This window comes from Oryzomonas rubra, assembly GCF_008369015.1.
Lineage (GTDB): Bacteria > Desulfobacterota > Desulfuromonadia > Geobacterales > Pseudopelobacteraceae > Oryzomonas > Oryzomonas japonica.
This window is the reverse complement of sequence record NZ_SRSD01000001.1, coordinates 64079-89027: the sequence shown is the minus strand read 5'-3', so window position 1 is coordinate 89027 and position 24949 is coordinate 64079. Positions and strand designations below refer to the sequence as shown.

26 protein-coding genes are annotated in these 24949 nt (G+C 58.7%); 8 read left to right on the top strand and 18 right to left on the bottom strand.

Translation table 11 applies throughout. The annotated features are described in order from the left end of the window. Window positions 1-28: 28 nt before the first annotated feature. From ET418_RS00410 to iorA, 5 genes are all read right to left on the bottom strand, one after another. On the bottom strand, window positions 29-460 hold the full coding sequence (locus tag ET418_RS00410; protein ID WP_149305602.1) for an ACT domain-containing protein: 432 nt from the start codon (window positions 458-460) through the stop codon (window positions 29-31). 165 nt (window positions 461-625) lie between these two features. Continuing rightward, window positions 626-1927 carry a phenylacetate--CoA ligase family protein gene (locus tag ET418_RS00405; protein WP_149305601.1) on the bottom strand — a complete coding sequence of 434 codons (1302 nt, stop codon included), beginning with the start codon at window positions 1925-1927 and terminating at the stop codon, window positions 626-628. An 11-nt stretch (window positions 1928-1938) separates the two neighbouring features. Next, window positions 1939-2523, bottom strand: coding sequence for a beta-class carbonic anhydrase (locus tag ET418_RS00400; protein ID WP_149305600.1), 585 nt, complete (start codon window positions 2521-2523; stop codon window positions 1939-1941). Then, window positions 2520-3113: an indolepyruvate oxidoreductase subunit beta gene (locus ET418_RS00395; RefSeq protein ID WP_149305599.1), complete on the bottom strand. Its 594-nt coding sequence runs from the start codon at window positions 3111-3113 to the stop codon at window positions 2520-2522. The genes ET418_RS00400 and ET418_RS00395 overlap by 4 nt, the downstream gene beginning before the upstream one ends. Continuing rightward, the gene (gene iorA / locus ET418_RS00390) at window positions 3110-4873 is read right to left on the bottom strand and encodes an indolepyruvate ferredoxin oxidoreductase subunit alpha (RefSeq protein WP_149305598.1); all 1764 of its coding nucleotides are present in this window, start codon (window positions 4871-4873) and stop codon (window positions 3110-3112) included. The genes ET418_RS00395 and iorA overlap by 4 nt, the downstream gene beginning before the upstream one ends. A 211-nt stretch (window positions 4874-5084) precedes the next feature. On the opposite strand from iorA, the gene ET418_RS00385 reads away from it, so the two are divergent. From ET418_RS00385 to ET418_RS00375, 3 genes are read left to right on the top strand one after another with little or no spacing between them, the layout of a single operon-like run. Next, window positions 5085-5726 carry an ATP-binding cassette domain-containing protein gene (locus tag ET418_RS00385; RefSeq protein ID WP_149305597.1) on the top strand — a complete coding sequence of 214 codons (642 nt, stop codon included), beginning with the start codon at window positions 5085-5087 and terminating at the stop codon, window positions 5724-5726. A gap of 15 nt (window positions 5727-5741) precedes the next feature. After that, window positions 5742-6704 carry an MlaD family protein gene (locus tag ET418_RS00380; RefSeq protein ID WP_149305596.1) on the top strand — a complete coding sequence of 321 codons (963 nt, stop codon included), beginning with the start codon at window positions 5742-5744 and terminating at the stop codon, window positions 6702-6704. Continuing rightward, a complete protein-coding gene (locus ET418_RS00375; protein WP_149305595.1) occupies window positions 6697-7671 on the top strand; it encodes a tetratricopeptide repeat protein in 975 nt (324 codons plus the stop codon). Before ET418_RS00380 ends, ET418_RS00375 begins: the two co-directional genes overlap by 8 nt. Here ET418_RS00375 and ET418_RS00370 read toward each other — a convergent pair. The 13 genes from ET418_RS00370 to ET418_RS00310 all read right to left on the bottom strand — a co-directional run bounded on the left by ET418_RS00370 (window position 7620) and on the right by ET418_RS00310 (window position 19154). After that, complete coding sequence (locus ET418_RS00370; protein ID WP_149305594.1) at window positions 7620-8540, bottom strand: Ppx/GppA phosphatase family protein; 921 nt, start codon at window positions 8538-8540, stop codon at window positions 7620-7622. The two genes, ET418_RS00375 and ET418_RS00370, sit on opposite strands and share 52 nt — an antisense overlap. Beyond that, on the bottom strand, window positions 8540-10186 hold the full coding sequence (locus tag ET418_RS00365) for a Na/Pi cotransporter family protein (RefSeq protein ID WP_188055176.1): 1647 nt from the start codon (window positions 10184-10186) through the stop codon (window positions 8540-8542). Before ET418_RS00365 ends, ET418_RS00370 begins: the two co-directional genes overlap by 1 nt. A gap of 377 nt (window positions 10187-10563) precedes the next feature. Next, entirely contained in the window at window positions 10564-10839 is a 276-nt protein-coding gene (locus ET418_RS00360) for an HU family DNA-binding protein (protein ID WP_149305592.1), read from the bottom strand. A 61-nt stretch (window positions 10840-10900) separates the two neighbouring features. After that, window positions 10901-11932: a tetratricopeptide repeat protein gene (locus ET418_RS00355; protein ID WP_149305591.1), complete on the bottom strand. Its 1032-nt coding sequence runs from the start codon at window positions 11930-11932 to the stop codon at window positions 10901-10903. Next, window positions 11929-13260 (bottom strand): class I SAM-dependent RNA methyltransferase, encoded by a 1332-nt coding sequence (locus ET418_RS00350; RefSeq protein ID WP_149305590.1) that lies wholly within the window; start codon window positions 13258-13260, stop codon window positions 11929-11931. The genes ET418_RS00355 and ET418_RS00350 overlap by 4 nt, the downstream gene beginning before the upstream one ends. Before the next feature lie 6 nt (window positions 13261-13266). Beyond that, window positions 13267-13647: a hypothetical protein gene (locus tag ET418_RS00345; protein ID WP_149305589.1), complete on the bottom strand. Its 381-nt coding sequence runs from the start codon at window positions 13645-13647 to the stop codon at window positions 13267-13269. Beyond that, window positions 13637-14359 carry a creatininase family protein gene (locus ET418_RS00340; protein WP_149305588.1) on the bottom strand — a complete coding sequence of 241 codons (723 nt, stop codon included), beginning with the start codon at window positions 14357-14359 and terminating at the stop codon, window positions 13637-13639. The genes ET418_RS00345 and ET418_RS00340 overlap by 11 nt, the downstream gene beginning before the upstream one ends. Further along, window positions 14356-15105, bottom strand: a complete 750-nt coding sequence (locus tag ET418_RS00335; RefSeq protein ID WP_149305587.1) for a 7-carboxy-7-deazaguanine synthase QueE — start codon at window positions 15103-15105, stop codon at window positions 14356-14358. The genes ET418_RS00340 and ET418_RS00335 overlap by 4 nt, the downstream gene beginning before the upstream one ends. Then, window positions 15098-15466 carry a 6-carboxytetrahydropterin synthase QueD gene (gene queD / locus ET418_RS00330; protein ID WP_149305586.1) on the bottom strand — a complete coding sequence of 123 codons (369 nt, stop codon included), beginning with the start codon at window positions 15464-15466 and terminating at the stop codon, window positions 15098-15100. Before queD ends, ET418_RS00335 begins: the two co-directional genes overlap by 8 nt. Window positions 15467-15686: 220 nt before the next feature. Beyond that, on the bottom strand, window positions 15687-16973 hold the full coding sequence (locus ET418_RS00325) for an O-acetylhomoserine aminocarboxypropyltransferase/cysteine synthase family protein (RefSeq protein WP_149305585.1): 1287 nt from the start codon (window positions 16971-16973) through the stop codon (window positions 15687-15689). 102 nt (window positions 16974-17075) lie between these two features. After that, window positions 17076-18146 (bottom strand): sensor domain-containing diguanylate cyclase, encoded by a 1071-nt coding sequence (locus ET418_RS00320; protein ID WP_149305584.1) that lies wholly within the window; start codon window positions 18144-18146, stop codon window positions 17076-17078. A gap of 14 nt (window positions 18147-18160) precedes the next feature. Continuing rightward, window positions 18161-18520: a hypothetical protein gene (locus tag ET418_RS00315; protein WP_149305583.1), complete on the bottom strand. Its 360-nt coding sequence runs from the start codon at window positions 18518-18520 to the stop codon at window positions 18161-18163. Between the two features lie 25 nt (window positions 18521-18545). Continuing rightward, window positions 18546-19154: an L-threonylcarbamoyladenylate synthase gene (locus ET418_RS00310; protein ID WP_149305582.1), complete on the bottom strand. Its 609-nt coding sequence runs from the start codon at window positions 19152-19154 to the stop codon at window positions 18546-18548. Window positions 19155-19363: 209 nt separating this feature from the next. Here ET418_RS00310 and ET418_RS00305 point away from each other — a divergent pair, with 209 nt between their 5' ends. From ET418_RS00305 to ET418_RS00285, 5 genes are read left to right on the top strand one after another with little or no spacing between them, the layout of a single operon-like run. Next, entirely contained in the window at window positions 19364-19807 is a 444-nt protein-coding gene (locus ET418_RS00305; RefSeq protein WP_149305581.1) for a MarR family winged helix-turn-helix transcriptional regulator, read from the top strand. Next, window positions 19788-21062, top strand: coding sequence for a TolC family protein (locus ET418_RS00300; RefSeq protein ID WP_188055174.1), 1275 nt, complete (start codon window positions 19788-19790; stop codon window positions 21060-21062). Before ET418_RS00305 ends, ET418_RS00300 begins: the two co-directional genes overlap by 20 nt. A 24-nt stretch (window positions 21063-21086) precedes the next feature. Further along, window positions 21087-22241 (top strand): HlyD family secretion protein, encoded by a 1155-nt coding sequence (locus ET418_RS00295; protein WP_149305579.1) that lies wholly within the window; start codon window positions 21087-21089, stop codon window positions 22239-22241. Between the two features lie 31 nt (window positions 22242-22272). Beyond that, a complete protein-coding gene (locus tag ET418_RS00290; RefSeq protein ID WP_149305578.1) occupies window positions 22273-23835 on the top strand; it encodes a DHA2 family efflux MFS transporter permease subunit in 1563 nt (520 codons plus the stop codon). Window positions 23836-23888: 53 nt separating this feature from the next. Beyond that, window positions 23889-24872: a methyltransferase gene (locus ET418_RS00285; protein WP_149305577.1), complete on the top strand. Its 984-nt coding sequence runs from the start codon at window positions 23889-23891 to the stop codon at window positions 24870-24872. Window positions 24873-24949 lie beyond the last annotated feature (77 nt).

Here is a 24949-nt window from a genome sequence, read left to right as displayed (position 1 = left end):
AGAGTTGAACCGGATGCATCGAACCGGATTACATGCTGTACAGACGTTCCCCCGACAAAACACTGAAATTATTAACCTTAAGCACATCAATGGCCTTATCGGTCTCATCGAAACGGAAGATGATCACCGCATTGCCGCCGCAGTGCTCGACAAAGGCGTACATGTACTCAACATTGATCGATTCCGTATCCAGGGTCTGGAGTATGGCCCCCAAACCGCCGGGACGGTCAGGCACCTCAACGGCGACCACCTCGGTCTTGTTGACGGTGAACCCCTTTCCCTTGAGCACTTGGTTGGCCCTCTCCACATCATTCACGATCAGACGCAGAATGCCGAAATCCGAGGTGTCGGCCAGGGACAGCGCCCGGATGTTGATGCCGTTCTCACCCAGGATACGGGTGATTTCGGCAAGACGACCCGATTTGTTCTCGATGAAGATGGATATCTGCTCGACTTTCATGATGTACCTCCTGGGGTCAAAACCCGGCTTCTGCCACAGAGCCACACAGGCACGGAGAACTTCAAAATCAATCGTAAAAAAGCTTGGGGGTAACCCCTAAAGGAATTTCGCTTTTCTCCTGTTTTTCCTCTGTGTCTCCGTGGCAGATTTCGATGTTAGAATTTCCTAGAATTTCCGCTTGTCGATAACCCGTGTCGCCTTGCCTTCGCTGCGTTGAAGGGTCTTGGGTTCAACCAGTTTGGCGGTGCAGGTGATCCCCAGCACATCCTTGATCTCTTTTTCGATCCGCTTCGACAAGAGTTGCAAGATCTTGATCTCGTCGGAGAAGATTCCTTCATCCACCTCCACATGCACTTCCAGGGTATCCAGATTATCCTTGCGGTCCACAATCAGCAGATAATGGGGTTCGACCCCTTCGATGCCCACCAGGATCGATTCGATCTGGGAGGGGAAGACATTGACCCCGCGAATGATCAGCATGTCGTCCGAGCGGCCGCACATGCGATTTATGCGGGCATGGGTCCGACCGCACACACAGGGCTCGTAGGTGATGCTGGTAATGTCGCGGGTGCGGTAACGGATCAGGGGAATGCCCTGCTTGGTAATGGTGGTGATGACCAGTTCGCCCAGCTCCCCATCGGGCAGGCGCAGGCCGGTTGCAGGATCGATGATCTCGGGGATGAAGTGGTCTTCCCAGATATGCAGCCCCTTCTTGGCCTCGATGCATTCGATGGCCACTCCCGGCCCCATGATCTCGGACAGGCCGTAGATATCGATGGCTGACAGGTTCAGTTTTGCCTCGATTTCGCCCCGCATGGCCTCTGACCAGGGTTCGGCCCCAAAGATGCCGATCCGCAGCTTGAGCTTTTTGAAATCGATTCCCGCAGCACTGGCCTCCTCGGCCATGAAGAGCGAGTAGGATGGGGTGCAGGTCAATACCGTTGAGCCGAAATCCTGCATGATCATGATCTGGCGCTTGGTATTGCCGCCCGAGATGGGGATGACCGACGCCCCCAGCCGTTCGGCGCCGTAATGGGCTCCCAAGCCGCCGGTAAAAAGTCCATAACCGTAGGCGTTATGGATGATATCCCCCCTGTGGGCGCCGGCCGCCATAAACGAGCGGGCCATCAACTCACTCCACGTTTCGATGTCCTTCTGGGTATAGCCGACCACGGTCGGCTTGCCGGTGGTACCGGAGGAAGCGTGGATGCGGACGACCTCTTCCAGAGGAGCGGCAAACAGGCCGTAAGGATAGGAGTCGCGCATGTTCTGCTTGGTGGTGAAAGGAAACCGCTGCAGATCTTCCAGGCTGCGCACGTCGGCAGGTTTGAGCCCGGCCTTATCAAAAGAATCCTTGTAAAACGGGACATTGGCATACACTCTCTCAACCACGACTTGCAGCCGTTTGAGTTGCAACGCCTCCAGTGCCGGGCGAGGCAGGGTCTCAAACTCTTCGTTAAAATACATGCGTCGTTACCTCATTCAAGTATATGGGCAGCAAAATTCTCCTGGGAATAACCGTCCACGACCACGTCCAGATGGCCATCGTCGGGGCAGAACAGCAGGCCGTGTATCGGTACGTCCTTGGGGATCAGCGGGTTGTGGCGGATGATCTTGACCACTCGCTCTACGTTTTCCAGCGGATGGGCGAAGAGGCCCAGCCATTGCTTCAGATCAGGCACATGGATATCGATGACGTCCGGAGAGATACCACGCCTGATCATGTCGCGCTTGACCGATTCGGCATCCAGTTCCAGTCCGGCCATGCCGCAATCCCGGTGCCCGATGACGAATACCTCCTCGACCCCCAGCATGAAGATGCCGGCCACCAGGCTGCGGATGACAGCCCCCGCCATGGGGTCCACGATGATGTTGCCGGCGTTTTTGATGACTTTGGCGTCGCCGCGTTTAAGCCCCATGGCCGGCTCCAGGAAATCGACCAGACGGGTATCCATGCAGGTGAAGATGGCCAACTGCTTTTGGGGCGACTTGGACAGCGGCGGAAAGGCGTTCGGTTTCGTGAAGCGCCGGTTGGCCGCGATAATCGATTCCAACTGGGTCATGGCTTACTCCAATCAACGGAACGGCCCAGGAGGAAGGCCTTTTTGTTCACCTCTACTGCTTTCTTCGGCACCATCTTTTCAATGGCTTGCAGCCAGTACTGTTCATCGATATCCAGACGCCGGGAAACCGCCCCCAAAAGTACCGTATTGGCCGCCCGGACATTGCCCGCCTCGCCGGCCAGCTTCTGGCCGTCCAGCAGCAGAAAGTCGGGAAATCGTTCCCTGATCCGTTCCGTCACCCACTCAGGATAGGCTTCCTGACCCATCAGTACCGACGGCGGCGCGATGCGCAGATCATTGGCCACCACGGCTCCCCCCTTCTTGAGAAGCGGCAGGGAGCGGCAGGTCTCCATCAGTTCGAAACCGAACAGGATATCCCCCTCCCCTTCCGGCACCGTGGGGGAAAAGACCTCCGCGCCATAGCGTACATGGGAAACCACGCAGCCCCCACGCTGAGACATGCCGTGGATCTCACTCTTCTTCACATCGAAACCGGCCAATAGGACCGCCTCGGAAAGGATCTCGGCGGCCAGCAGGATCCCCTGCCCGCCGACCCCGACCAGCAGGATGTTGGTTATGCGATTATTCATTTGGCCCTCCCGATCGCGTCGAACTTGCACAACTGCCGGCAGACGTCGCAGCCGGTACAGAGCAGCGGGTCGATGAAGGCCGTGCCCTTTTTGCTGCCGTCCCCGGCCGGCCGCCACTCGATGGCCGGACAGCCGATCTTGAGGCAGGCGCGGCAACCGGTGCACTTCTCGACCGCGACCTCGTAGACCGGCCCTTTTTGGAAGACTCCTTCCCGCTTGACCAGGACGCAGGGTTTGTCGGTGATGATTACCGAGGGCTCAGGACGTTCCATCTCCTCCCTGAGCACATTTTTGGTCTGTTCCAGGTCAAAGGGGTTGATCACCTGGATATGCTTGACGCCCAACGATTTGCAGAGCAGGGGGAAATCTATGCGATGGGACGGATCATCCATCAGGGTAAAGCCGGAGGCCGGGTTATCCTGGCGGCCGGTCATGGCGGTAATGCGGTTGTCCAGGATCACGACCGTGGAGGTCGAATTATTGTAGACCATATCCATCAGGCCGTTGATGCCGGTGTGCAGGAAGGTGGAGTCGCCGATCACGGCCACGACCTTCTTCTTTTCCTCGGCGGATACGACCTTGCTCACGCCGGTGGCCATGCCGATGGAAGCGCCCATGCAGACGCAGGTATCCATTGCCGAGAGTGGCGGCATGAACCCCAGCGTGTAACAGCCGATATCGCCGGTAACATAGGCCTTGAGCTGATTGAGGGCGAAGAAGACCCCGCGGTGAGGGCAGCCGGGACACATGTTGGGCGGACGTCCGGGAAGCTTGTCGCCGGCATCGGCAGGGGGCTGCTGGAGGCCGAAAGCGGTGCGAATGCGGCCCGGCGACAACTCGCCGCACAGCGGAATCAGTTCTTTGCCGGTCACGGCAATACCCATGGCTTTGACCTGCTCCTCGATAAAGGGATCCAACTCCTCCACCACGTAAAGTTTGTCCACCTGGGCGGCAAATTCACGGATCAATGTCTGGGGCAAGGGATGCACCATGCCCAGCTTGAGGGTCGAGGCGTCGGGCAAGGCCTCGCGTACATACTGGTAGCAGACGCCGGAGGTGATGATACCGATGGAGGTGTCGCGCAGTTCCCGACGGTTGATGGCCATGTCGGCGCCCGCCTCGGAGAGCTTTTTGATGCGTTCCTCCACGAAAGGATGCCGGACGCGGGCATTGCCCGGCAGCATCACCAGTTTGGCGGCATTTTTGATCAGCTTTGGCTCGGGCAGATCGTTCGCCCGCTCGCCCAAGGCGACAATGGACTTGCTGTGAGAGATGCGGGTGGTGGTGCGTAACATGACCGGCGTATCGTACTGCTCGGAGAGTTCAAAGGCCAGCCGGGTAAATTCCTTGCATTCCTGGGAATCGGCAGGTTCCAGCATCGGCACCTTGGCAAACTTGGCGTAATTGCGGTTGTCCTGTTCGTTCTGGGAGGAGTGCATCTCGGGGTCATCGGCCGTGACCAGCACCAAACCACCGTTAACACCGGTATAGGAAAGGGTAAAGAGCGGGTCGGCCGCCACGTTGACGCCGACATGCTTCATGGTGCACAGGGCGCGGCCGCCGCCGAAAGAGGCCCCGATGGCGACCTCCAGGGCAACCTTCTCGTTGGGGGCCCAGGAGGAATTGATTTCCTTGTAGTTAACGGTGTTTTCGAGAATCTCGGTGGAAGGGGTGCCGGGATAGGCGCAGGCCACACGACAACCAGCCTCATAGGCACCGCGGGCGATGGCCTCATTGCCGGATAGAATTTCTTTCTTCATCAGGTTTCCTTGGAGTAGTCAGTTTGTATAAAGCCACGTAGGATTGTGAACTATACTAAAAGAGCGCCGGGAATGCAATTCGTTTGCAATCCTTAGTAATTGCGATTTTTGTTTTCATACAATGAAAACAGTTGCAAAGAGGCACATTCATCGGGCCCGAATCGAACGCTTAACAATTGACATAGTTTGATTTGCCGCTAGTATGTAGGACATGGCGTGGAGTGTGGAGTTCAGAAACGTAGTCTGTGCGGATCTCGTGGAAGGGGTTTCGCTCCAGATCCAGGCAGGATGCTCGGCCCTGGTCGTCACTGCCCGGGAGGATGTGGGCACCATGCTGGCGCGGCTCATTACCGGTCTGTCCCAGCCATCCCTCGGCTCGGTGCATGTGGACGGGCAGGACATGGCCGGGCTGCCATCGGCACAGCTATACCGGCTGCGGCACCGTATCGGCATTGTCCCGCAAAAGGGCGGTCTGATTTCAAACCTGAAACTGTGGGAGAACATGACACTCCCCCTGCTCTACACCCGGGGGAGCATCCCGCCCGAAGCGGAGAAAACGGCCCTGCGGTATCTGGAGATGTTCGGCTACCGCGGCAACATCATGGCCCTGCCCGCCCATTTGACGCTCCACGAAAAACGCATGGCAGCCTTTATCCGGGCCGCCTTATGCACCCCGCAGATCATGGTCTACGCCAACTGCTTCGACGACCTGCCGGGGGCGGCACGAACCCAATGGGGTGCCATCACAACGGAATTTCACCGCGGAGCGCCCGGCATGACGTCCATCTATCTGGCCACCTCTCAGGGCATGGCCCGGGACGTACCGGTCGATAACATCATTTCGCTCCAGTGAGGAACGCGCCGAACCATGATACGTGAACAAGACCCCAGATTCAAAAACCTCGAACGAAAGATCGGTATCTTCATTGCGCTTGCCCTGATCGGCATTTCCGTGGCCCTCGTCCTGTTCGGCCTGCAGAAAGATTTATTCTCCTCAAAATACAACCTGCACTTTACCGTTGACCGCGGCACCGGCTTTACCAAGGGGATGCCGGTCAAACTTTCCGGCTTCAGAATCGGCCGGGTCACGTCCATCGCTCTGAACGATCAGGCCATGGTGGATATCGCCATCGAGATCGACAAAAAGTACCAGACCTGGATCCGCAACGATTCCATTGTCAAGCTGGTGAAGGAGGGGCTGGTGGGGGACACCATCGTCGAGGTTTCGGTCGGTTCCCTCGACAAGCCGGAGTTGAAGAACAACGAGGCCATCAGCTACGTGAAGACAAAGGCGCTGGACGAACTGGCCGAAGAGATTGCCGACAAGGTCAAGCCGGTATTGATCGAAGTCAGGGACATTATCGGCTATATCAACGATCCTAACGGCGATCTCAAGAAAAGCATCCACAATCTGGAGGTGTTGACCCGCAACCTGGAAGGCACCCGTCGGAACGCCGACAGACTGCTCATATCGGCCAACGGCAACATCGACCGCATTGCCGGGCAGGCCGGCAGCGTGCTCGACACCACCAACCGGAAGATCGAGAGTATCGAATTGACGCCGACCCTCAACAAGGTGAACAGCGCCATCGATACGCTGGATAAAAAACTTCCGCCGCTTCTGGATAAGGCCGACGAGACCCTGGGCAATGTGGCGCGCATCTCCCGGGACACCCGCACAAAGCTACCCGGCCTGCTCTCCCAGACCGAAGACGTCATGTTCAGCACCGACAAGCTGCTCAATTCCCTCCAGAACACCTGGCTGCTCAGGGATTCGTCCCCGCCGCCGGCGAGCGACCAGATATTCATCAAGGGTGACAGTTATGAGTAACCTGCGCACGTCCCTGCAACGGCTGGTCGTCCTGCTGATCTGCCTCGCCCTGGCGGGTTGTTTCGGCGGCGGCAACAAGGCGGTGCGTTCCGAGGCGGAATCACGGGCCGACACGCTCCTCAAACGGGCCATCCGTGCCGAGCAGAAAGGCGATGGTGCCGAAGCCGAAAAATTGCTCAGGGAGGCGCTGGCTGTAAGCTCATCCATCGAGGACATCCCCGCGAAATCGGTGGAACTCATCAACTTGGCCCGCCTGAGCCGCTTGAACAGCGACCTTGCGGCCGCAGCGGCCGCCATTGATGCGGCCCTGGGGCTTCTCACCCCCCAAGCGGATTTCTACGGCGAGGCGGCCCATGAGAAGGCGCTTGTCTGCTTGGCCTCCGGCGATCCGGCAACCGCACTGGCATGGGCGGAACGGTCCGTAGCGGCGGGACCGGGGACATCCTTGGGAAGGCGGCTCAATCTGGTGGGGCGTATCCTCTTGGCGCAGGGAGAGTGGCTCAAGGCCGGTCAGACGGTTAAAAGGGCACTGGAGGAGAATCGCGGGGACTACAACCGGGAGGAAAGGGCCAATTCCCTGCGGATGCTGGGGATCGTCGCCCGGAACGGCAAGGATTTCGGCGGGGCGGAGCAGCTTTTGAAGGAGGCGCTGGGGATCGATAAACAGATCGGCGCAAGCGCCAAGATCGCCTCGGACCTGGAGGAGCTGGCGGCCACGGCTCGCGCCGGCGGCGATCTCAACAAAACGGCCCGCTATCTGGAACGGGCCTATGACGTTCATTACAGCGCCGGCAGGTTTAAGGCGGCCGGTGCAGCCCAGTGCGCGCTGGCAGATCTGTTTAGCAAATTGGGGGATAATTCCAAGGCTGAGGCGTCACAAGCCAAGGCCCGCGAACTGGCGGAACGCACCTCGACTCAAAAGCCGGCGATGCCGCCCGCAACCACCAATCCCTCCAACAATCCGTAATCACTCACCTTCATGGCATCGAACCCGAACCTTTCCATGGTATGTAGAATGATGAGCGTCCCGGCGATGATAAGGTCTTCCCTTCCCTTTTCCAGGCCGGGGATCGTCAACCGTTCCTCCGGGGTCATAGGCAGCAGGCGGGCGTAAATGGCCTCGATCTGCCGACGGGAGATGGTGGCATTGTTAACCTTACGATAGTCGTAATCCTTCATCTCCATGGCGATGGCCGCCAAGGTGGTTGCGGTGCCGGCGGTACCGACCAGGGTGGCGCCTGCTGTCGGCCTGCTGTGGGCCGTCGCCATCTCCTGCACAAGTAGATCCAATTCCCTGCCGATTTTTTCCGACACCGCCTCGGGCGTCACCTTGCCTTCGGTCAGCCTGACCACTCCCATGGGCAGGCTGCGGACGAACTGGGCACGGCCTGCACGCGCAAGCGTATATTCGGTGCTGCCGCCGCCCACATCAAAAACCAGGAGTTCCTCTGCCCTGCGGTCAAGCCCGGCCAGAACCCCGGCCAGGGTCAACTCACCTTCATGCATGCCGTCAATGACCGTGAGTTCTATGCCGGTCTTATCGCGGATCGACGCCACGAATGCCTGGCCGTTGACCGCATCCCGCACGGCGCTGGTCGCGACGGCACGAACCTGGGAGACGTTCAGCGAACCGATGATATCGGCAAAACGGTGCAGACAGTCCAGGCCGCGCCGTTGGGCGTCCCCGGAGAGTCCTTCCTCGCGGCTGAAGCCGCCGCCCATGCGGACGATCTCCCGTTCGAGGCGGACATGCTCAAAGCCGTCATCCCGAGGCTCCGCCACGAGCAGGCGGGCGGTGTTGGTACCGAAGTCGATAGCCGCAATCCTGGTACCCATCAGCGTTTCCTCCCCTGGCAGGTGATGATGTTCCAGCATAGCCTGGCTATCCCCTCGAAGTCGGAGGTCATTTCATTGAACAGCTTGGCGGCCCGCGGCGGGCAGACGCCGTTGCTCATCCGCTCGAAATGGTTCTGCCGTGCCGTCTCAAAGACGACGCGAGCCGCTGTCTTTGCGGCCGCCAGATCAAAATCATCCCGGATGAAGCCATGCCTGATCATATGTTCGGTATCGCTGATAGCGGTAGCTACAATCTGGGCAAGCCGCTTCAGGTCATCCATCGCATCCTCCGAAAAAACGACGCCGGCCTCCTTTTTGCTCACGATGCCCTTCAGGATATTCTCGCAACGGTCACCCACATGTTCCAGGTCGCTGACCGTCTGGAAAAGGCCGGGGATCTCGTAGCTGATCTCAGGGCTGTCCGCGGTCCGGGCCAGGGCTGCGAGGAATGTGGTGATCTCATGATTGAGCGAATCGAGCACCTGTTCATGCTGCCGAATGGTATCCGCCCTGCGAGCGTCAAAATCGGACAGGACTTCGTGGATATCGGCGTACATGAACGCCGTCACCGACATCATGCGGATAATCTCCTTGCGGACCTGTTCCATGGCAAGTGGTGGGGTATTGAGGATGCGCTCGTCAAGGTAGCCGGCACAGGGTTGGGATGCAACCGCCCCATTGCCGGTGATTACGGATGAGCCGCCGAGCATGCGGGCCAACGGGGCGCTGATTGCGATCAGAATACACGCCACCAGAAGGCTGGAGACCGTGTGTACCCATGCCAGTTGGCAAAAGAGCGGCTGGCCCTCGCTACAGGCGCCCGACAATTCGACGAACGGCAAGCGCTGGGCTGCCTCCAACATGAGTGAGGCAAGGGGCACAAGCAGCAGGGCCACCGAGAAGGCAAAAAACAGGTAGGTCGTGGCGACCCTGCGGGTCACGGAATTCCCCCCGACCGAGGCCAAGGCACCCATCGCCGCCACGCCGATCAGACCTCCCGACACCATACGCGAGGCGGTAATCGGATCGATCTGATACCCTGACGACAGCGAAGCAACGACCGTCACCGAAGAACGGGCCGACTGAACGAGAAATGATATGAGCGCCCCAAAGATGGTTGCCAGGATTGGCTGGTGAAAAAACAACTCATTGAAGGTGGTGTAGAAGGGATGATGATCAAAGGGACGATAGCTTCCCTCAAGCAGGGTCAACCCAAGAAAGAGCAAGCCGATACCCAGGATAAGGTCGCCGGCGTTGGCATAGCGGCGTTTGCGGGCGAAGAATTTGAGTACGACGCCGGAAAAGATGAGCGGGGTCGAAATCAGGCTGTAGGGAATGATATGGATATGGAGGGGCAGTGAAGCCCCGATGAGCACCCCCCCCAAAACGCTCAACGCCTGAAAGATATTCAGGACGCCGCCATTGACGAGACCGATGGTAAAGATCACCGCAGCGCTGCCGGAATTAACAGCCAAGGCGGTGGCCATGCCGAACAACATGGAATAGAAACGGTTCGAGGTAAGCTTAGTAAAGACGTCTCTGATGCGAGCATCAGCCACGGTCCGGATGCCGTCCGACATGAGGCGCATACCGAGCAAAAACAGGCCTATCCCACCCAAAGCGCCCTCAATCAAACTGAGAGACATATTGGTACTGCTCCATATCCTTAATTCCGGGGGGACCAGTCTGAACTGCAGCATGCCCCCGTTATCAATCATTCTATTCTTTGCGCGGATTCCACGCAAAGTGAGCGCCAAAAGGTATAGTTTTCTATCCGAAAACTATACCAGAGCCCCCGCCAAAAGCACAGCTAATTGTTCCGGCACCGTGTCATGTCCGACAACACACCACGGGAACCGTCAACTGCAACATATCAAATTAACGATTGAAAGTAATATCAGGCCAGAGATGAGGCATTATGGTGACAGCCGACAGCCATCCCCCACACCAGTAAAAGGCGAGGGGGACATCGCACCAAATCGACAAAGCATCATAAAGCTTCCTATTGAGAGGTTTTCCAGACCTAGCCGAGCACCCGTTCCTTCAACTCCTTACCGACCTTGAAGAAGGGGAGCTTCTTGGGGCTGACCGTAATCTGCTCACCTGTTTTGGGGTTTCTTCCTGTATAGGTATCGTAACTCTTGATGACAAAGCTGCCGAGGCCGCGAATCTCAATGCGTTCGCCTTCCACCATGGCTTCGGTCATGGAGTTGAAAATAAGATTAACGATCTCTTCAGCCCGTTTGTTGGAGATGTCCTTCCTGACCGCCAACTGCTCAATAAGCTCAGATTTGTTCATGTCTGCTCATACCTCCGGATTTGTGCCACTTCAGGCCGTTGTAAGTAACGTAACGGCGACCTCAGTGCCCACACCCCCCGAGATATCGCCTTACGATATATGCTGCGTCATTGCTGCGGCCGCATTGCACCAGAACGTCGCGGAGCCTCTCGGCCGCCATGCGGGCTGACGGAGTAGTCAAAAACCCGCTATACATATCAATTGCCCGGTCGGTGTCACCGGCAAGCACGTGAACATCCGCGCGCAGAAGGTGGGATTGTTCCGCCAATATCCCGGCCGACATCATGATCTCAAGTTGCTGCCCCGCTTCATGAAGCCGCTGTCCTTCGATCAACAGCAGGGCTAACCCCAGATGAGCCAGGGAATTAGCGGCATTTGCCCCAATCGCATCCCGGAAGCTTGTCTCAGCCGTGTCGACGTGGCCGATCCGAAACAGGATCATTCCCTTTTCGTAGCAGTAGATATCACGATCCGAACCGGTGTACCACGCTTCAAGCAACTCTAAAGCGTCGCCATGCCGGTTCCCGCTCGCAATTACGTACATGGATGCAAATTCCTCTCCCAAATCGGAATACCGGCTGTACATTTCGCGTGGAAGCTGTTGGATCAACAGATCATAGTATTCCATTAGCGGCATGTTTACGTCGCTAGAATCATCTGTTACGAGATCTTCCGGAGTGCAGGAACTGCATGAAGAGCACCCACTTACGGAAACAGTTTCTCTCTGCTCGTCGCTGCTTCCACAACAGAGCGCAACCAGTCCTTCCGCCTTTTCCCGTAGCACGGCATCGTCAGTCAGTGATTTTGCCAGTTCCAGGTATTCGAGCGCCTTATCCGGCAGCCCGCGACCCAAGGCGGATTCCGCTTCGCTGATATTCAGTTCGGCCAGCGCATGATTGGCGCTGCAAATTCGCTCTTCGCAGGTAACCAGCAAATCCTCCTTGCCTTGGATGCCGTTTGCGCTCAAAAGAAGTTGTCTTGCATCCTCATAGACACAGCGCGCCTCGTAATAGTGGTGTTCCTCCATGAGTCGACCACCACGAGCCATCATGTCGTCAGGATTCTTGGAAAACAGTTTTTTCAGGATATTCACGCTGATGCCTCCGATTGCCCTCTATGAAGCAGGGTCACGCTCTCCAAATGGAATGTCTGGGGGAACATATCGAGCGGAACGCTCTCCGCCACGTGATAGCCCTGCCCCGCCAGAAGGCCGCAATCCCGGGCCAGGGTGCTGGAATCGCAGGATATGTAGATGATCGTGTCCGGCTTCAGACGGCTGAGTCCCGTTATGGCTTCCGCCGCCCCGCTGCGGGGAGGATCCAGAATGACCGTATCGAACCGCCGCCCCGCTGCGGCAAGCCGGGCGACTCCCTCGGCGGCATCGGCGCAGACGTATTCCGCATTGGATACACCGTTCAGGCGACAGTTATCCTGGGCCGTGGCGATGGAATCCCCATACCCCTCCACCCCGGTCACACTCGCCACGCCCCCCGCCAGGGGCAAGGAAAAATTACCGTTGCCGCAGTACAGGTCGAGCAGCTGTTCATGACCGCGAAACGCGGCCATACGCCGGACAAGCTCCAAAACAGCCCGGTTCTGGGGACTATTCACCTGGGAGAATCCACCCGGACGGAAGGTGAGCGTAGTCGGCGGGGAACCGGGAGCGGCGGCCGGCATGGCGTAGGCAAGGTAGCCCTCACCGCAGACTCTCTGCAGTGAGGATTTACGACCAGTCTGCAGGAATAGACCGGTCAGGGGTACCAATTCGTGAAAATGGCGTTGGAAAAAACGGATAACAGAATCATGGTTGTTGCCGATGTAATTGATCGTTCCGACCGTTTCACGGTCGCCGCACTCGATGTTGATCTGGGGGATGGCTGACACTTCGGCAAACGATGCCAGAACGCTCCGCAGGCTGGACAGAGCCTCGTTGATGGCCGGCGCGGCGACGGGGCATCCCTGGGCGGCATCGTCCACAACATGGGTCGCGTTACGGAAAAAACCGATCTTCAACCCGGTGGCACCGACGTGCAGCTTGAACTGGACCCGGTTGCGGTAACCGTATTCCAGGGGCGAGGCCACGGTCTCCCCTACCCGCTCGCCTTCGACCCGGCCGCCGCGCCACAAGGTTTCGGCATGGATGCTTCGTTTCGCCGCAAGCTGCTGGGAATAGGCGATGTGCTGCCAACTGCAACCGCCGCATGTGCCGAACAGCGGACAGGGAGGGACGACCCTCAGGGATGAGGGGGTAACAAGCTCGGCGATCCGGGCCGTCAGGTACGAGCGTTTCTCGGCAATGACCGTCAGACGGACCTCATCGCCGGGACAGCTCAGGGGGACGAAACAGACCTTGCCGTCGATGCGGCAGACACCGTTACCGCCGAAAGCAAGCTTGTCGATAATTACAGATGGTGACGACATATGGGCTTACCGACGGGCCGACGACTTCAGGCATTTGGCATATTCGCTGCGCATGAAGCGTTCGGGGAAATCGGGACGGGAAAGATAGGGGAGCACATTGGCGTCGAATGCCTCCAACAGACTCTGGCGCGCGGCCGCGATATCGGCCTCGGGCACCGCCATCTTTTCCAGGACACGGCGGAAACGAATCCGTTCCCCCAAAAGCCGGCGCGCGGCCTGATACTCCTCGAGGCCGGAAAAGGGTGAGGCGGCAAGAGGTATATCGGCGCTGACCTCGATGCGCACATGGTAATAACCGCCGAAATAGTGACGGGTTTCATCCCGGAGCCTGGCCGTTATGCCACCGCCCAGGTCATATTCCCTGACGATCTGTTCGCTATTCATCACAGCCCTTTTCCATCTCCTGCACCAATTCGACCAGTTTTCGCACCAGCAGATTCTCCAGCCGGACGCCCTTTTCGGCCGATGCCTTGCCGGGGTCGCCCCACACGCCGCCGGGCCAGTAGCGGCGCTTGTCGCGCACCAGGATACCGTTGGGGAAACGGGGAAACTCGCGGGGTGCGCGCCCTTTGACCAGATGGGGATGGGTGTGGAGGATACGTGAGGTTTCGATTTCCCCCGCATGGGAGTCGCCTGGCGTTTCGATGATGTCCCGCCCCTCATCCTGGGCCAGGTCGAACTCGCTCACCACCGCTACCGTGATATCGTCGAAACGGGCGATCAGCGTTTCACCCGCATCCTGGAGCGCCATGCGATGCGCCCCCCCGGCATGCCCCGTCAGGGCGACAAAGCTGCGAAGCCCCTGCCCGCGCAACGCGATGACGATATCCTGGAACAGCGCCCCAAGAGTCTGGGTCGAGATGGAGATGGTGCCGGGATGCCGCGCCGTGGAACGGCAATTGCCGTAGTGAACCGGAGGGGCCACGAACAGCGGCGTTATCAGGGAGGCCTTCTTGCAGACCTCGTAGGCCTCCAGGGTATCGGTGGAGAGGGGAAGATGGCTGCCGTGCTCCTCCACCGAACCGAAGGGGATCAGGACGGTCCGGGTCTGGGCCAGGCCGGCCTCGAACTCGGTCATGGTCATCTCTTCAATAATCACAACGCCCCCAGCATCTTGTGCATCTGCGGGATCACCCTCACATCGGGGAGCAGCGCCGCAGCCGTTTCCTGCAAGCGCAGGATCTGGCCGGCAGTAACGTCAACCGCGCCTGCCGGGTTGGTCAGGGGCTGGAGAAACAAAGGGGTGGAGGGTTCCACTGCCGCCATGATGGCACAGACCCGGCTGATCTCGTCCAATGGCGTATCCTGGCCGATGACCACCTTGACCGAGGCCTGCCGCTGCACGGCAACCTCCAGAAAACGGCGATGTTCCTGCCAGAGATCTTGACCGCAGACCGCCGTGGAAGGAAGTTTCATATCCATGCTGATATAGTCGATGTTGTCGATGACCCGCCCCAACTCGGCATGCAGGGTGCCGTTGGTCTCCAGGTGGATCGGGAGGATGCGGCGCAGCCCCGGCAGCCACTCCACCAGCGTTTCAGCCTGAAGCAGCGGCTCTCCGCCGGTGACGCTGATCGAGTGATGGGCTCCCGGCAGGCGGTTACACCACTCCGTCACCAGTGTAACGAGAGCATCCCCGTTGGGCGGTTGAGGTAGTGGGCGCAAAGCCCCCGAGCCGGGTGCGGTTTCCACCTGGCAGGGGATGCCTCTGTCGTACACCGTATCGCAGTAGCGGCAATCCAGGTTGCACTCATCCAGACGGATAAATATCTGGCGCCGCCCGGCCAAGTACCCCTCCCCCTGGATCGAGGAAAAGATCTCGCTGACGCGAGCCGGATTACTCATAATAGCAGGCAGAGGCGTTGTCAGACTCCCAGACGGTCACGGAATCCACGGTGATAACGTCGTTATTGAGGCGTTCCGAAAGGCGCTGGTACAGGTAGCGCGAGATATGCTCCGAGGAGGGGGAGACATCGTGAAAGACCGGGTTTTCGTTGAGATACTTATGGTCCAGTTCGTTGATGATGACACCGGCCTCACGCTTGAGCACCTTGAAGTCGATGCCCAGCCCGGCCTTGTCCAACTCCTTGGCGGTCACGGTCAGTTCCACCCGCCAGTTGTGGCCGTGCAGATTCTCGCAATCCCCCTGGTAGTTGATCAGATTATGGGCTGCGGCAAAGCTCGTGCGGATCGTGAGTTTATACATGAATCAGGCTCCTGGACGCGGGATGGAATGCTCTAATTTTTTTTATAATACACAAAAGCAGAGGTAATCACAAGGGGTGCCTGTCGACGGTTTTCGTCAGCAACGGAGACGTCACGCAACGACATAACGGCGTGCGAAGTCTCTCGATAAAGCTCAAAAAAGGGCAGCCCACTGGGTTGCCCTTTTTCTGTATGGCACTATCGTGTGGAGCCGGTTCAGCTTACCGCTGGGACGCCTCCAGCGCCTGCTGGATATCGGCGATGATGTCGTCGATATTCTCCAGGCCGATGGAGAGCCTGATGAAGTCCGCCGTAACGCCGGACGCTTCCTGTTCCTCCTCGGAGAGCTGTTGGTGCGTAGTGGAGGCAGGGTGGATGACCAGCGACTTGGCGTCGCCGATATTCGCCAGGTGGGAGAGCAGCTTGACGTTGTCGATGAACTTCTTGCCCGCTTCCATGCCCCCCTTGATGCCGAAACCTATGATGGCCCCCTCCCCTTTGGGCAGGTATTTGCGGGCACGGGCGTGATCCTTATGGCTGGCCAGACCGGGGTAGTTAACCCAGGCGACGAGCGGGCTCTGTTCCAGCCAGACGGCTACGGCACGGGCGTTTTCCACGTGGCGCGGCATGCGGACGTGCAGTGTTTCCAGCCCTTGAAGGAACTGGAACGAGTTAAAGGGCGACAGACAGGCCCCCATGTCACGCAGTATCGAAACCCGCATCTTGAGGATATAGGAGAGATTACCCAGGGCCTCCCAGTATTTCAGACCGTGGTAGGAGGGGTCCGGCTCGGTGAATTCCGGGAACCGGCCATTGTTCCAGGGGAATTTTCCGCCATCGACAACGGCTCCGCCGATGCTGGTGCCATGACCGCCGATAAACTTGGTCAGTGAGTAGACGACGATATCGGCCCCATGCTCCAGCGGCTTGAACAGAAGCGGTGTCGTGACCGTATTGTCGACGATGAACGGGATTCCGGCCGCATGGGCAATGGCGCCGATGGCCTCGAAATCGTCAACGTTGTTTTTGGGGTTGCCGACCGATTCGGTGTAGACCAAGCGGGTATTTTCGTCGATCGCGCGGCGAACATTCTCGGGGTCCGAAGAATCCACGAACTTCACCGTGATGCCGAGCTTGGGCAGGGTATAGTGAAAGAGGTTATAGGTCCCGCCGTACAGGTAATTGGTGGAGACGATGTTCTGGCCGGCCTGGGTGATATTGAGCACGGCAGAAGTGATGGCGGCCTGCCCCGAGGCGACCGCCAACGCCCCGACGCCGCCCTCCATGGCCGCCAGACGCTGTTCCAGCACGTCGGTGGTGGGGTTCATCAAACGGGTGTAGATATTGCCGGGCTCTTTCAAGCCGAACAGGTTGGCTGCGTGCTCGGAATTTTTGAATACATAGGACGAGGTCTGGTAGATGGGTACCGCGCGGGAAAGCGTAGCAGAGTCGGGCGATTGGCCGGCATGGAGCGCTAATGTTTCAATGGCTGGTGTTCTGTTTTCCATGTTTTCCTCCTGGGATGCCGTGATTATGAACAAACGTTACAATTACCTCGCGGGTAAGTCAACTTGATTTGCTCGTTTAAAGCCGATCCGTTTTATGTACAATCATGAAGAAGCGATCTTGTGTGCAAACGATCTGATAACCCCTCTCCCGGCCCGTTTGGCGTCATACATGGCCATATCGGCGGCCCGAATCAACTCCACCCTGGTCTGGGCATCCTGCGGGAAGCTGGCCACGCCAAAGCTAGCCGTCAGCCGGATAGGCTGACCGTCATCGGCGCGAAAACCGGCAGAGAGCATGAGATCGAGCAGCTTGGCTGCCATGGCCAATGCCTGTTCATGGCTGGTCTGGGGCAGTACGACAGCATACTCATCCCCGCCGAAACGCGCAGCCATGTCGCTGGAACGGATATTGTCGCCAATAAGCCTGCCAAACTCGCTCAGCATCCGGCTCCCGACCAGATGGCCGTGGGCGTCGTTGACGCTCTTCAGATGATCCAGATCAAGAAACACAAGCGACAGGCACGTACCGTAACGGGAGGCGCGTTCGATCTCGGTGTCGAGAAGTTGTTCGAAATAACGGGAATTGTACAGGCCGGTCAGGTCGTCGGTGATGACGAGTTCATTGATCCGGTCATAGTTGCGGGCGTTTTCCAGGGCTATGGCGGCAAAGTCGGCAATGGCCGAGATGATCGTCACATCGTCGGCGGTAAAGGGAGGCTCGTCATAACTGTTGATCAGTTCGACGACACCGATGATCCGCTCCTTGATCATGAGCGGCACGCAGGCGATCGAGCGAGTGGTGAAGGGTGTATGGGGGGCGACATGGGCTGCAAATTGCCCATCTTTCTGCACATCCGGCAAGAGCAGCGGCCTGCCGTGCAAGGCGACCCAACCGCCGATGCCCTCCCCCTGTTCAAGCCTGACTCCTTTATGGTGTTCGCCCAGGGACGAGGAAGCCACCTCAAGAACCAGCTCTCCGGAAGGCTCATCCACGAGCAACAGCGCCCAGGCCTTGGGCCCGATCAGCCGTTCGGCCTGTTTCAGGATGGCTTCCAGGACATCATGAACCGCAAGGCTTCCGGCCAGCGCCGTGCCGATTTCAATCAACGATGTCAATTCCCCATCCCCTGTCCGGGAACATTTTGCGGGGGCAGCGGCGTCGCCAAGTACCATTACCCGCACCTCTGTCAGATCGTAATTGTATCGCCCGGTTGCAGGCGTTCCGGCCGGGGCGGTTCATTGAAGGACGATGCCAGCAGATAGAAAAAGAGCGCTACCGTAGCCAGTACCATGAAAAACATCGGTAGAATGCGCACCTGGACATCACGGGAATCCCCCGGCAACACCAAGCCGAAGGCGGCAAGGACCACGCCGTAACCGCCAAAGGCCGCGGCCCAGAAGATGCCCAAACGGTACAGGCGCATCTCCGCCGTGTCCGACAGTGAAAACAGATCGGCTATGCCCACATGATAGAAGCTGGCCAAAACGATCAGCAGAAGGGCGGCCAGGATAAGGCGCAGGCCGTTTCGAACGGTACGTTTACGCATAAACAGGGTCCCTTTTCAGCGTTAATCAGACGCACCACGATACGTCGCCTACGCCGGCCCTCAGCACCTCGGGGGTGGCGCCGGTCAACGCCACTACCGAACTAACGTCCGTGGTGAGCAGGCCGCCGTCGATGACGTAATCGAGTTGATGCCCAAATGTTTCTTCAATGATGAGCGGGTCGCCGACCGGGTCCTCCCCGGAAAGGTTGGCGCTGGTGGTTATGATCGGATTGCCCAGCGCCAGGACCACGTCCAGGCAGATACGGTTGTCCGGAATTCTGATCCCTGCCGTTTTCTGACGGGTCAAGAGTAGGTCGGGCACATCACGGGTGGCCTCCAGCACAAAGGTGTAGGGGCCGGGGAGAAAACGTTTCATGATCTTGAAAGCATTATTGCCGACCTTGGCATAATGGGCGACCTCGGACAGGCTTGAACAGATGAACGAAAACGGTTTACGCCGCTCGCGTCCCTTCATGAGGTAGATACGCTCGATCCCCTTTTTGTTGAAGATGGAGCAGCCGATACCATAGGTCGTATCGGTAGGATAGGCAATAATGCCGCCATTTTTCAGGCAGTCCACAACACGGGCAACCTGGTGGGGCTGGGGATGTTCGGAGTCCAGGGTCAGCAACATGTCAGTGATGGTTCCCTCAAACCGGCAGCCGTTGTGCCGGGAAATGTAAAACCGTTCCGCACTATCATATTTATTGCATGATTCCAGACAAATTTAAACTATTTCTTGCAACGTACCGATACACCGTCCATATCATCACCCGCCTATTGACAGTATACTGATTATATGTACAATGACAATCAGCATAGATCAATGAGGGTAATCATTCCATGTTAAATGTTGAAAAAAGCATTGGCTTTCTGCTGGCAAAGGCCTACCAACGGACCTTTGCGCTGTTCAGGGAAGAGTTGGAAAAATTCGACCTGACGCCTCCCCAGTACGCGCTCCTGGCCTTCCTCTGGCAGCAGGACGGGGTGACCCAGGTGGAATTGTCCGAAAAAAGCCAAGTGGACCGCACCACACTGGGGGGCTTGATCGACCGTCTGGAAAAATTCGGTTTGGTTGAGCGGCACCCCCACCCCCATGACCGGCGAGCCTATCAGATCAAGCTCACCCCCCGGGGGAGATCACTGGAACCCCAGTTGCGGGAATGTTCGAAAAAGGCCCTGGCAAAACTCACCAGCGGCTTGAGCAAAAAAGATGTTGCCGAACTTGGGCGCATATTGGAAATCCTTCGCGGAGAAACGAGGATATATGAGAAACCTACTTTTTAGCCTCTTCACGGGCGGCATGCTTCTGATCGGCACCTCTGCCTGGGCGGCTCCGCTCACATTGCAGGCATGCCTGGAGCGGGCCAGAGAGCATAATCCCGGCCTCAAGGCAGCGGCCTGGACTCCCCGGATAGCCGAACAGGACATTCGCCAAACATCGGCGGCAAACTATCCCCGCATAGATGCCCAGGCCGGTTATACCATGCAGCAAGCCGCACAGGGCGCAAAGATCGCTGGCACTCAAGCCGAGACCCAACAGGCGGACTATGCATCTGTCGGGCTCTCCGCTACCTACACCATCTACGACTTCGGCCGCCGGAACGCCAGGCAGCAGATGACCATGGCACTTGCCGACTCCTCCGTCCAGTCCTTTGAAGCCCGCCGCACGGACGTAGCCTTGCAGGTGATCGAAGCCTACTTTTCCATCCTGGAAACCCGCAAGCTGATCGCAGCGGCCGCGGACGAGGTTGCCCAGGTGGAAGAACACCGCCGCGTGGCCCAGGCACTGTTCGAGGAGGGGGCCGTTACCCGCAACGATGTGCTACAGGCCGAGGTACGCCTGTCTGCGGCCAAGCAGAAGCTTCTGACCATGAAGAACCGCTTGGAAAACAACTGGCTTCAACTCAATTATCTGACCGATTCCCAACCCGGGTTTCGCGCGGAACTGGATGAGGGAGTCTCCCTATCGAGCGGCGCGGCGACGCCGGTGGACGAAAGCGACGCACTCTCCCGACGCCACGATGTCCTGGCCCTGCGCCACGGCGTGGAAGCCAGCGATATGGAGGTACGCGAAAGCAAGGCCGCCTTCTACCCGGAACTTTACACCCAGGCCGCCCTCAACTACGTGCAAAACGACAAGGCGCTGGAACAGACCATCATGGCGGCAACCATCGGCGTCAAGATCAACCTGTTCGACGGCTTCGCCTCCACCGCAAACACGGAAAAGGCCGTGCGCAACCGCTCCAGAAACCAGGACGCCCTGCGTCAAGCGGAATCCCAGGTGCATCTGGAGATCGACACCTCCCGCAACGATGTCAACGTGGCCGGGGAACGGATCGGCGTGGCCGAATCCGCCATCCGTCAGAGCGAGGAAAACCTGCGCATCAACAGGGAGCGGTATCGGGAGCGGGTCGGCACGGCAACGGAAGTGCTGGATGCCCAGACCCTGGTCACCCAGGCCAAGACCGACTACTACAGTGCGCTGTACGACTACCAGGTTTCCCAGGCCCGTCTGAAACGCGCCGTGGGAGAGCTTTAACCAATTACGCCAGCGGAGGAAGTAATGGCAGACGATACGAGCACAGCAACGACAGAGGAAAAAACACCGACCGCCACCGGAGCCACCCCGCCACCGTTCGACACGACGGCACCAGGGACGGAGGATGCCAACAAACAGGGTAATTACAAGCGCCGCAAAGCGCTTGTCATCCTCCTGATCATCTTCATCGCCGGGGGATGGTTCGGACTGAAATGGTTGATCAAAAGCAAGACCCACATCGAAACCGACAACGCATTCATCGAGGCCCGCATCGTCCCGGTTTCCGCCAAGGTTTCCGGCACCGTGACGCGCGTGCTGGTGAACGACAACCAGTTGGTCAAGCAGGGGGACCTGCTGGTGGAACTTGACGACCGCGACTACCGGGTGAAAGTCGCCCAGACCGAGGCTGGCGTCGGTATGGCGGAAAACGAAACCGGTGGAGAATACCAGAAGGTTGAAGGGGCGCGGGCGAGCCTCCAGTCGGCCCGGGCCACCTACGACCAGGCGGTGCTGGACCTGACCCGCGGCGAGGCACTCTTCAGCCGCGAGGTGATCCCCAAGGAACAACTCGACCGCCTCAGAACCGCCAAGCGGGTCGCCGACTCCAAGCAGAAAGAAGCGGCCGAAGCCCTCAAACGCGCCCAGGCCGAGGCGGGGCTGTCCAACCGGGACGGCAACAAGGCGCGGATAGCCCAACGCAAGGCGCAAATGGATGAGGCCAAACTGCAGCTTTCCTACACCAAGGTCTTTGCGCCCAGGGATGGCTACATAACGCGCAAGTCCATCGAGCCGGGCACCAACATCCAGGCGGGGCAGTCCCTGATGGCGCTGGTGCCGCTGCAGGACGCCTGGATTACGGCCAACTACAAGGAAAGCCAGCTGACCTATATCAAACCCGGCCAAAAAGTGGAATTCACGGTGGACACCTACCCGGGACGAACCTTCAGCGGCAGCGTGGACAGCATCATGGCCGGCACCGGCGCGGCGTTTTCCCTGCTCCCCCCGGAAAACGCCACCGGCAACTACGTCAAGGTTGTCCAGCGGATCCCGGTAAAGATTACCATCGATAACAGCTCGGACCCGGAGCACCTCCTGCGGGTGGGAATGAGCGTCATCCCCACGGTGCTGGTGGGGCGAAGCACCGCCGGCATACTCAAGGATCTGAACCCCTTTAACTAAACCGTGCGGGCGAGAGAATAGCGGATCTTCCATGTCCACATCCGAAGATAAAAACATCAATAAATGGCTGATCACCATCTCGGTCATGCTCCCGACCATCATGGAGATCATCGACACCTCGGTGGCCAACGTGGCCCTGCCCCACATGCAGGGGAGCCTCAACGCCGGAACCGACGAGGTCACCTGGGTGCTGACCTCCTATCTGGTCAGCAATGCCGTAGTGCTTCCCATGACCGGCTGGCTGGCGCGGGTCTTCGGGCGAAAACGCTTTCTGATGACCTGCATCGCGTTGTTCACCCTGGCATCCCTCCTGTGCGGTTCAGCCCCCAATCTGGCCTCGCTGATCTTCTTCCGGGTGTTGCAGGGCGCCGCCGGAGGCGCGCTGATCCCCATGGGTCAGGCCATCATGATGGAGACATTCCCGCCGAACCAGCGGGGCATGGCCATGGCCATCTTCGGCATCGGGGCCATGACCGGCCCGATCGTCGGCCCGGCGCTGGGGGGCTGGATCACCGACAACCTCAACTGGCGCTGGATCTTCTACATCAACCTGCCCGTAGGTATCATCGCCTTCATCATGTGCGCCTTCTTCATCTACGACCCGGCCTATCTCAAACGCGGCAAAGAACGAATTTCCATCGACTACTGGGGGCTGTTCCTGCTCACCGCCAGCATGGGATCGCTTCAGGTGGTCTTGGACAAGGGGCAGCAGGACGACTGGTTCAGCTCGCGGTTCATCATCACGTTCAGCGTGATCACCGTCATCTCTCTGATAGCGCTGATCTGGGTTGAGTTGACCCACGAGCATCCCATCATCAACCTGCGCCTGTTCAAGAACGTCTCTTTTTCAGCCGGCAACTTCATCATGTTCGTGGTCGGTTTCTGTCTGTACAGTTCGATCATGCTGATCCCACTCTTCCTGCAAACCCTGATGGGGTATTCGGCCACCAACGCCGGCATGGTCATGGCCCCCGGCGGTGTGGCCACCCTCATAACCATGCCCTTTGTGGGCGCAGCCCTGGCGAAGCGCGACGGCCGCAAGATCGTATTCATCGGCCTGCTCATCGGTGCCGCCTCCATGTTCATCATGCAGGGGCTCAACCTGCAAGGGGCATTCTGGAACTTTACCTGGCCGCGTATCGTCCTGGGTTTCGGCCTGGCCATGATCTTCGTACCCTTGACCACCGTTACCCTGGCCACCATCCCCAAACCGGAGATGGGCAACGCCACCGGCATGTTCAACCTGCTGCGCAATATCGGCGGCAGCGTCGGCATCGCCATGGCCACCACCCTCCTGGCACGCCTGGAACAGTTCTACCAGAACAATCTGGTTGCCAATATTTCGCCCTATAATCCGGCCTGGCAGATGCGCTTCGAGGGCCTGAAACAAGCCCTGGTCGCCAAGGGCATTGCCGTGAGCCAGGCCGACCGGACGGCCCTGGGCATGATGTACGGGGCCCTGCGCAAACAGGCCGGCGCCCTGGCCTTCAACCGTATCTTCTTCATCATCGGCCTGACCTTTCTGGCCATCCTCCCGCTGCTCCTGCTCCTGAAGCGGACCTCGCATCAGGAGGAGGGAGGCATGGGACACTAACTGGTTTCCGCCCGGAGCTTCAAGATGGAAATTAACCGCGAAAGGAGCATCGCATGACCCTGCCGGAACTGCTGCAACTCTCGGGAAGCTACTGGAGCACCTGCACGCTGCACGCCGGTGTCAAGCTGGATGTTTTCACCCCTCTAGCCGACCGGTCCCTGACCGTTTCCCAGCTGGCGCGGCTTATTGCCGCCGATGAACGCGGCCTTGACATGCTGTTGAATGCACTTACCGCCATGGACCTGCTCTCCAAGGAGGAGGGGACGTTCCGCGCCACCCCCTTCAGCGCCGAATATCTCTCCACAACATCCGACACGTACATGGGGCATATCATCATGCACCACCACCATCTGGTGGTGGGATGGAGTCGTCTGGACGAGGCGGTAAAAAACGGCGCCCCGGTGCGCAGGCGTTCGTCCCACGAGGCCAGGGCTGCGGAACGGGAGAGTTTTTTGCTGGGCATGTTCGACCTCGCCTCCCTCCTGGCACCCAAGGTAGCGGCGCAGATCGAGCTGAACGGACGCCGCAGGATGCTCGACCTGGCAGGCGGGCCGGGCACCTATGCCATCCATTTCTGCAAACGAAATCCCGACCTGACCGCGGTAATCTTCGACCTGCCCACCACCCGCCCTTTTGCCGAACAAACTGTGGACCGATTCGGCCTCTCCGGGCGCATCGCCTTCAGAGCCGGCGATATCACCACTGACGACATCGGCACCGGCTATGACGTGATATGGGTTTCTCACCTGTTGCACAGCGAAGGACCCGCAGCCTGCGCGGCGATCGTCGCCAAGGCCGCCGCCGCCCTGAATGACGGAGGCCTGCTGCTGATCCAGGAATTTATCCTGAACGACAACCGGGTGGCCCCGCTCCACCCTGCCCTGTTCTCGCTCAACATGCTGGTGGGGACGCCAGCCGGGAAGGCCTATGCCCAGGGAGAGTTGCAGGAGATGATGAAGGCAGCCGGTCTCAGGGGCATACGGCGACTGGAGATCGATCTTCCCAATGGTGCGGGGATCATGGCGGGAACACGTTAGTGCCCCGTGCGGTCAGTCGTGGGACACAGGACAATGAATGGAAAAATATAAAAGGCCCGGTACAAATGCACCGGGCC

Coding starts and splice junctions, on each gene's coding strand:
- ET418_RS00335 (WP_149305587.1), bottom strand. CDS start 15,105: ATGAGTAATCCGGCTCGCGTCAGCGAGATCTTTTCCTCGATCCAGGGG.
- ET418_RS00320 (WP_149305584.1), bottom strand. CDS start 18,146: ATGGTACTTGGCGACGCCGCTGCCCCCGCAAAATGTTCCCGGACAGGG.
- ET418_RS00375 (WP_149305595.1), top strand. CDS start 6,697: ATGAGTAACCTGCGCACGTCCCTGCAACGGCTGGTCGTCCTGCTGATC.
- ET418_RS00300 (WP_188055174.1), top strand. CDS start 19,788: ATGAGAAACCTACTTTTTAGCCTCTTCACGGGCGGCATGCTTCTGATC.
- ET418_RS00380 (WP_149305596.1), top strand. CDS start 5,742: ATGATACGTGAACAAGACCCCAGATTCAAAAACCTCGAACGAAAGATC.
- ET418_RS00395 (WP_149305599.1), bottom strand. CDS start 3,113: ATGAATAATCGCATAACCAACATCCTGCTGGTCGGGGTCGGCGGGCAG.
- iorA (WP_149305598.1), bottom strand. CDS start 4,873: ATGAAGAAAGAAATTCTATCCGGCAATGAGGCCATCGCCCGCGGTGCC.
- ET418_RS00290 (WP_149305578.1), top strand. CDS start 22,273: ATGTCCACATCCGAAGATAAAAACATCAATAAATGGCTGATCACCATC.
- ET418_RS00350 (WP_149305590.1), bottom strand. CDS start 13,260: ATGTCGTCACCATCTGTAATTATCGACAAGCTTGCTTTCGGCGGTAAC.
- ET418_RS00325 (WP_149305585.1), bottom strand. CDS start 16,973: ATGGAAAACAGAACACCAGCCATTGAAACATTAGCGCTCCATGCCGGC.
- ET418_RS00305 (WP_149305581.1), top strand. CDS start 19,364: ATGTTAAATGTTGAAAAAAGCATTGGCTTTCTGCTGGCAAAGGCCTAC.
- ET418_RS00405 (WP_149305601.1), bottom strand. CDS start 1,927: ATGTATTTTAACGAAGAGTTTGAGACCCTGCCTCGCCCGGCACTGGAG.
- ET418_RS00315 (WP_149305583.1), bottom strand. CDS start 18,520: ATGCGTAAACGTACCGTTCGAAACGGCCTGCGCCTTATCCTGGCCGCC.
- ET418_RS00400 (WP_149305600.1), bottom strand. CDS start 2,523: ATGACCCAGTTGGAATCGATTATCGCGGCCAACCGGCGCTTCACGAAA.
- ET418_RS00360 (WP_149305592.1), bottom strand. CDS start 10,839: ATGAACAAATCTGAGCTTATTGAGCAGTTGGCGGTCAGGAAGGACATC.
- ET418_RS00285 (WP_149305577.1), top strand. CDS start 23,889: ATGACCCTGCCGGAACTGCTGCAACTCTCGGGAAGCTACTGGAGCACC.
- ET418_RS00410 (WP_149305602.1), bottom strand. CDS start 460: ATGAAAGTCGAGCAGATATCCATCTTCATCGAGAACAAATCGGGTCGT.
- ET418_RS00365 (WP_188055176.1), bottom strand. CDS start 10,186: ATGTCTCTCAGTTTGATTGAGGGCGCTTTGGGTGGGATAGGCCTGTTT.
- ET418_RS00385 (WP_149305597.1), top strand. CDS start 5,085: ATGGCGTGGAGTGTGGAGTTCAGAAACGTAGTCTGTGCGGATCTCGTG.
- ET418_RS00295 (WP_149305579.1), top strand. CDS start 21,087: ATGGCAGACGATACGAGCACAGCAACGACAGAGGAAAAAACACCGACC.
- ET418_RS00370 (WP_149305594.1), bottom strand. CDS start 8,540: ATGGGTACCAGGATTGCGGCTATCGACTTCGGTACCAACACCGCCCGC.
- queD (WP_149305586.1), bottom strand. CDS start 15,466: ATGTATAAACTCACGATCCGCACGAGCTTTGCCGCAGCCCATAATCTG.
- ET418_RS00310 (WP_149305582.1), bottom strand. CDS start 19,154: ATGTTGCTGACCCTGGACTCCGAACATCCCCAGCCCCACCAGGTTGCC.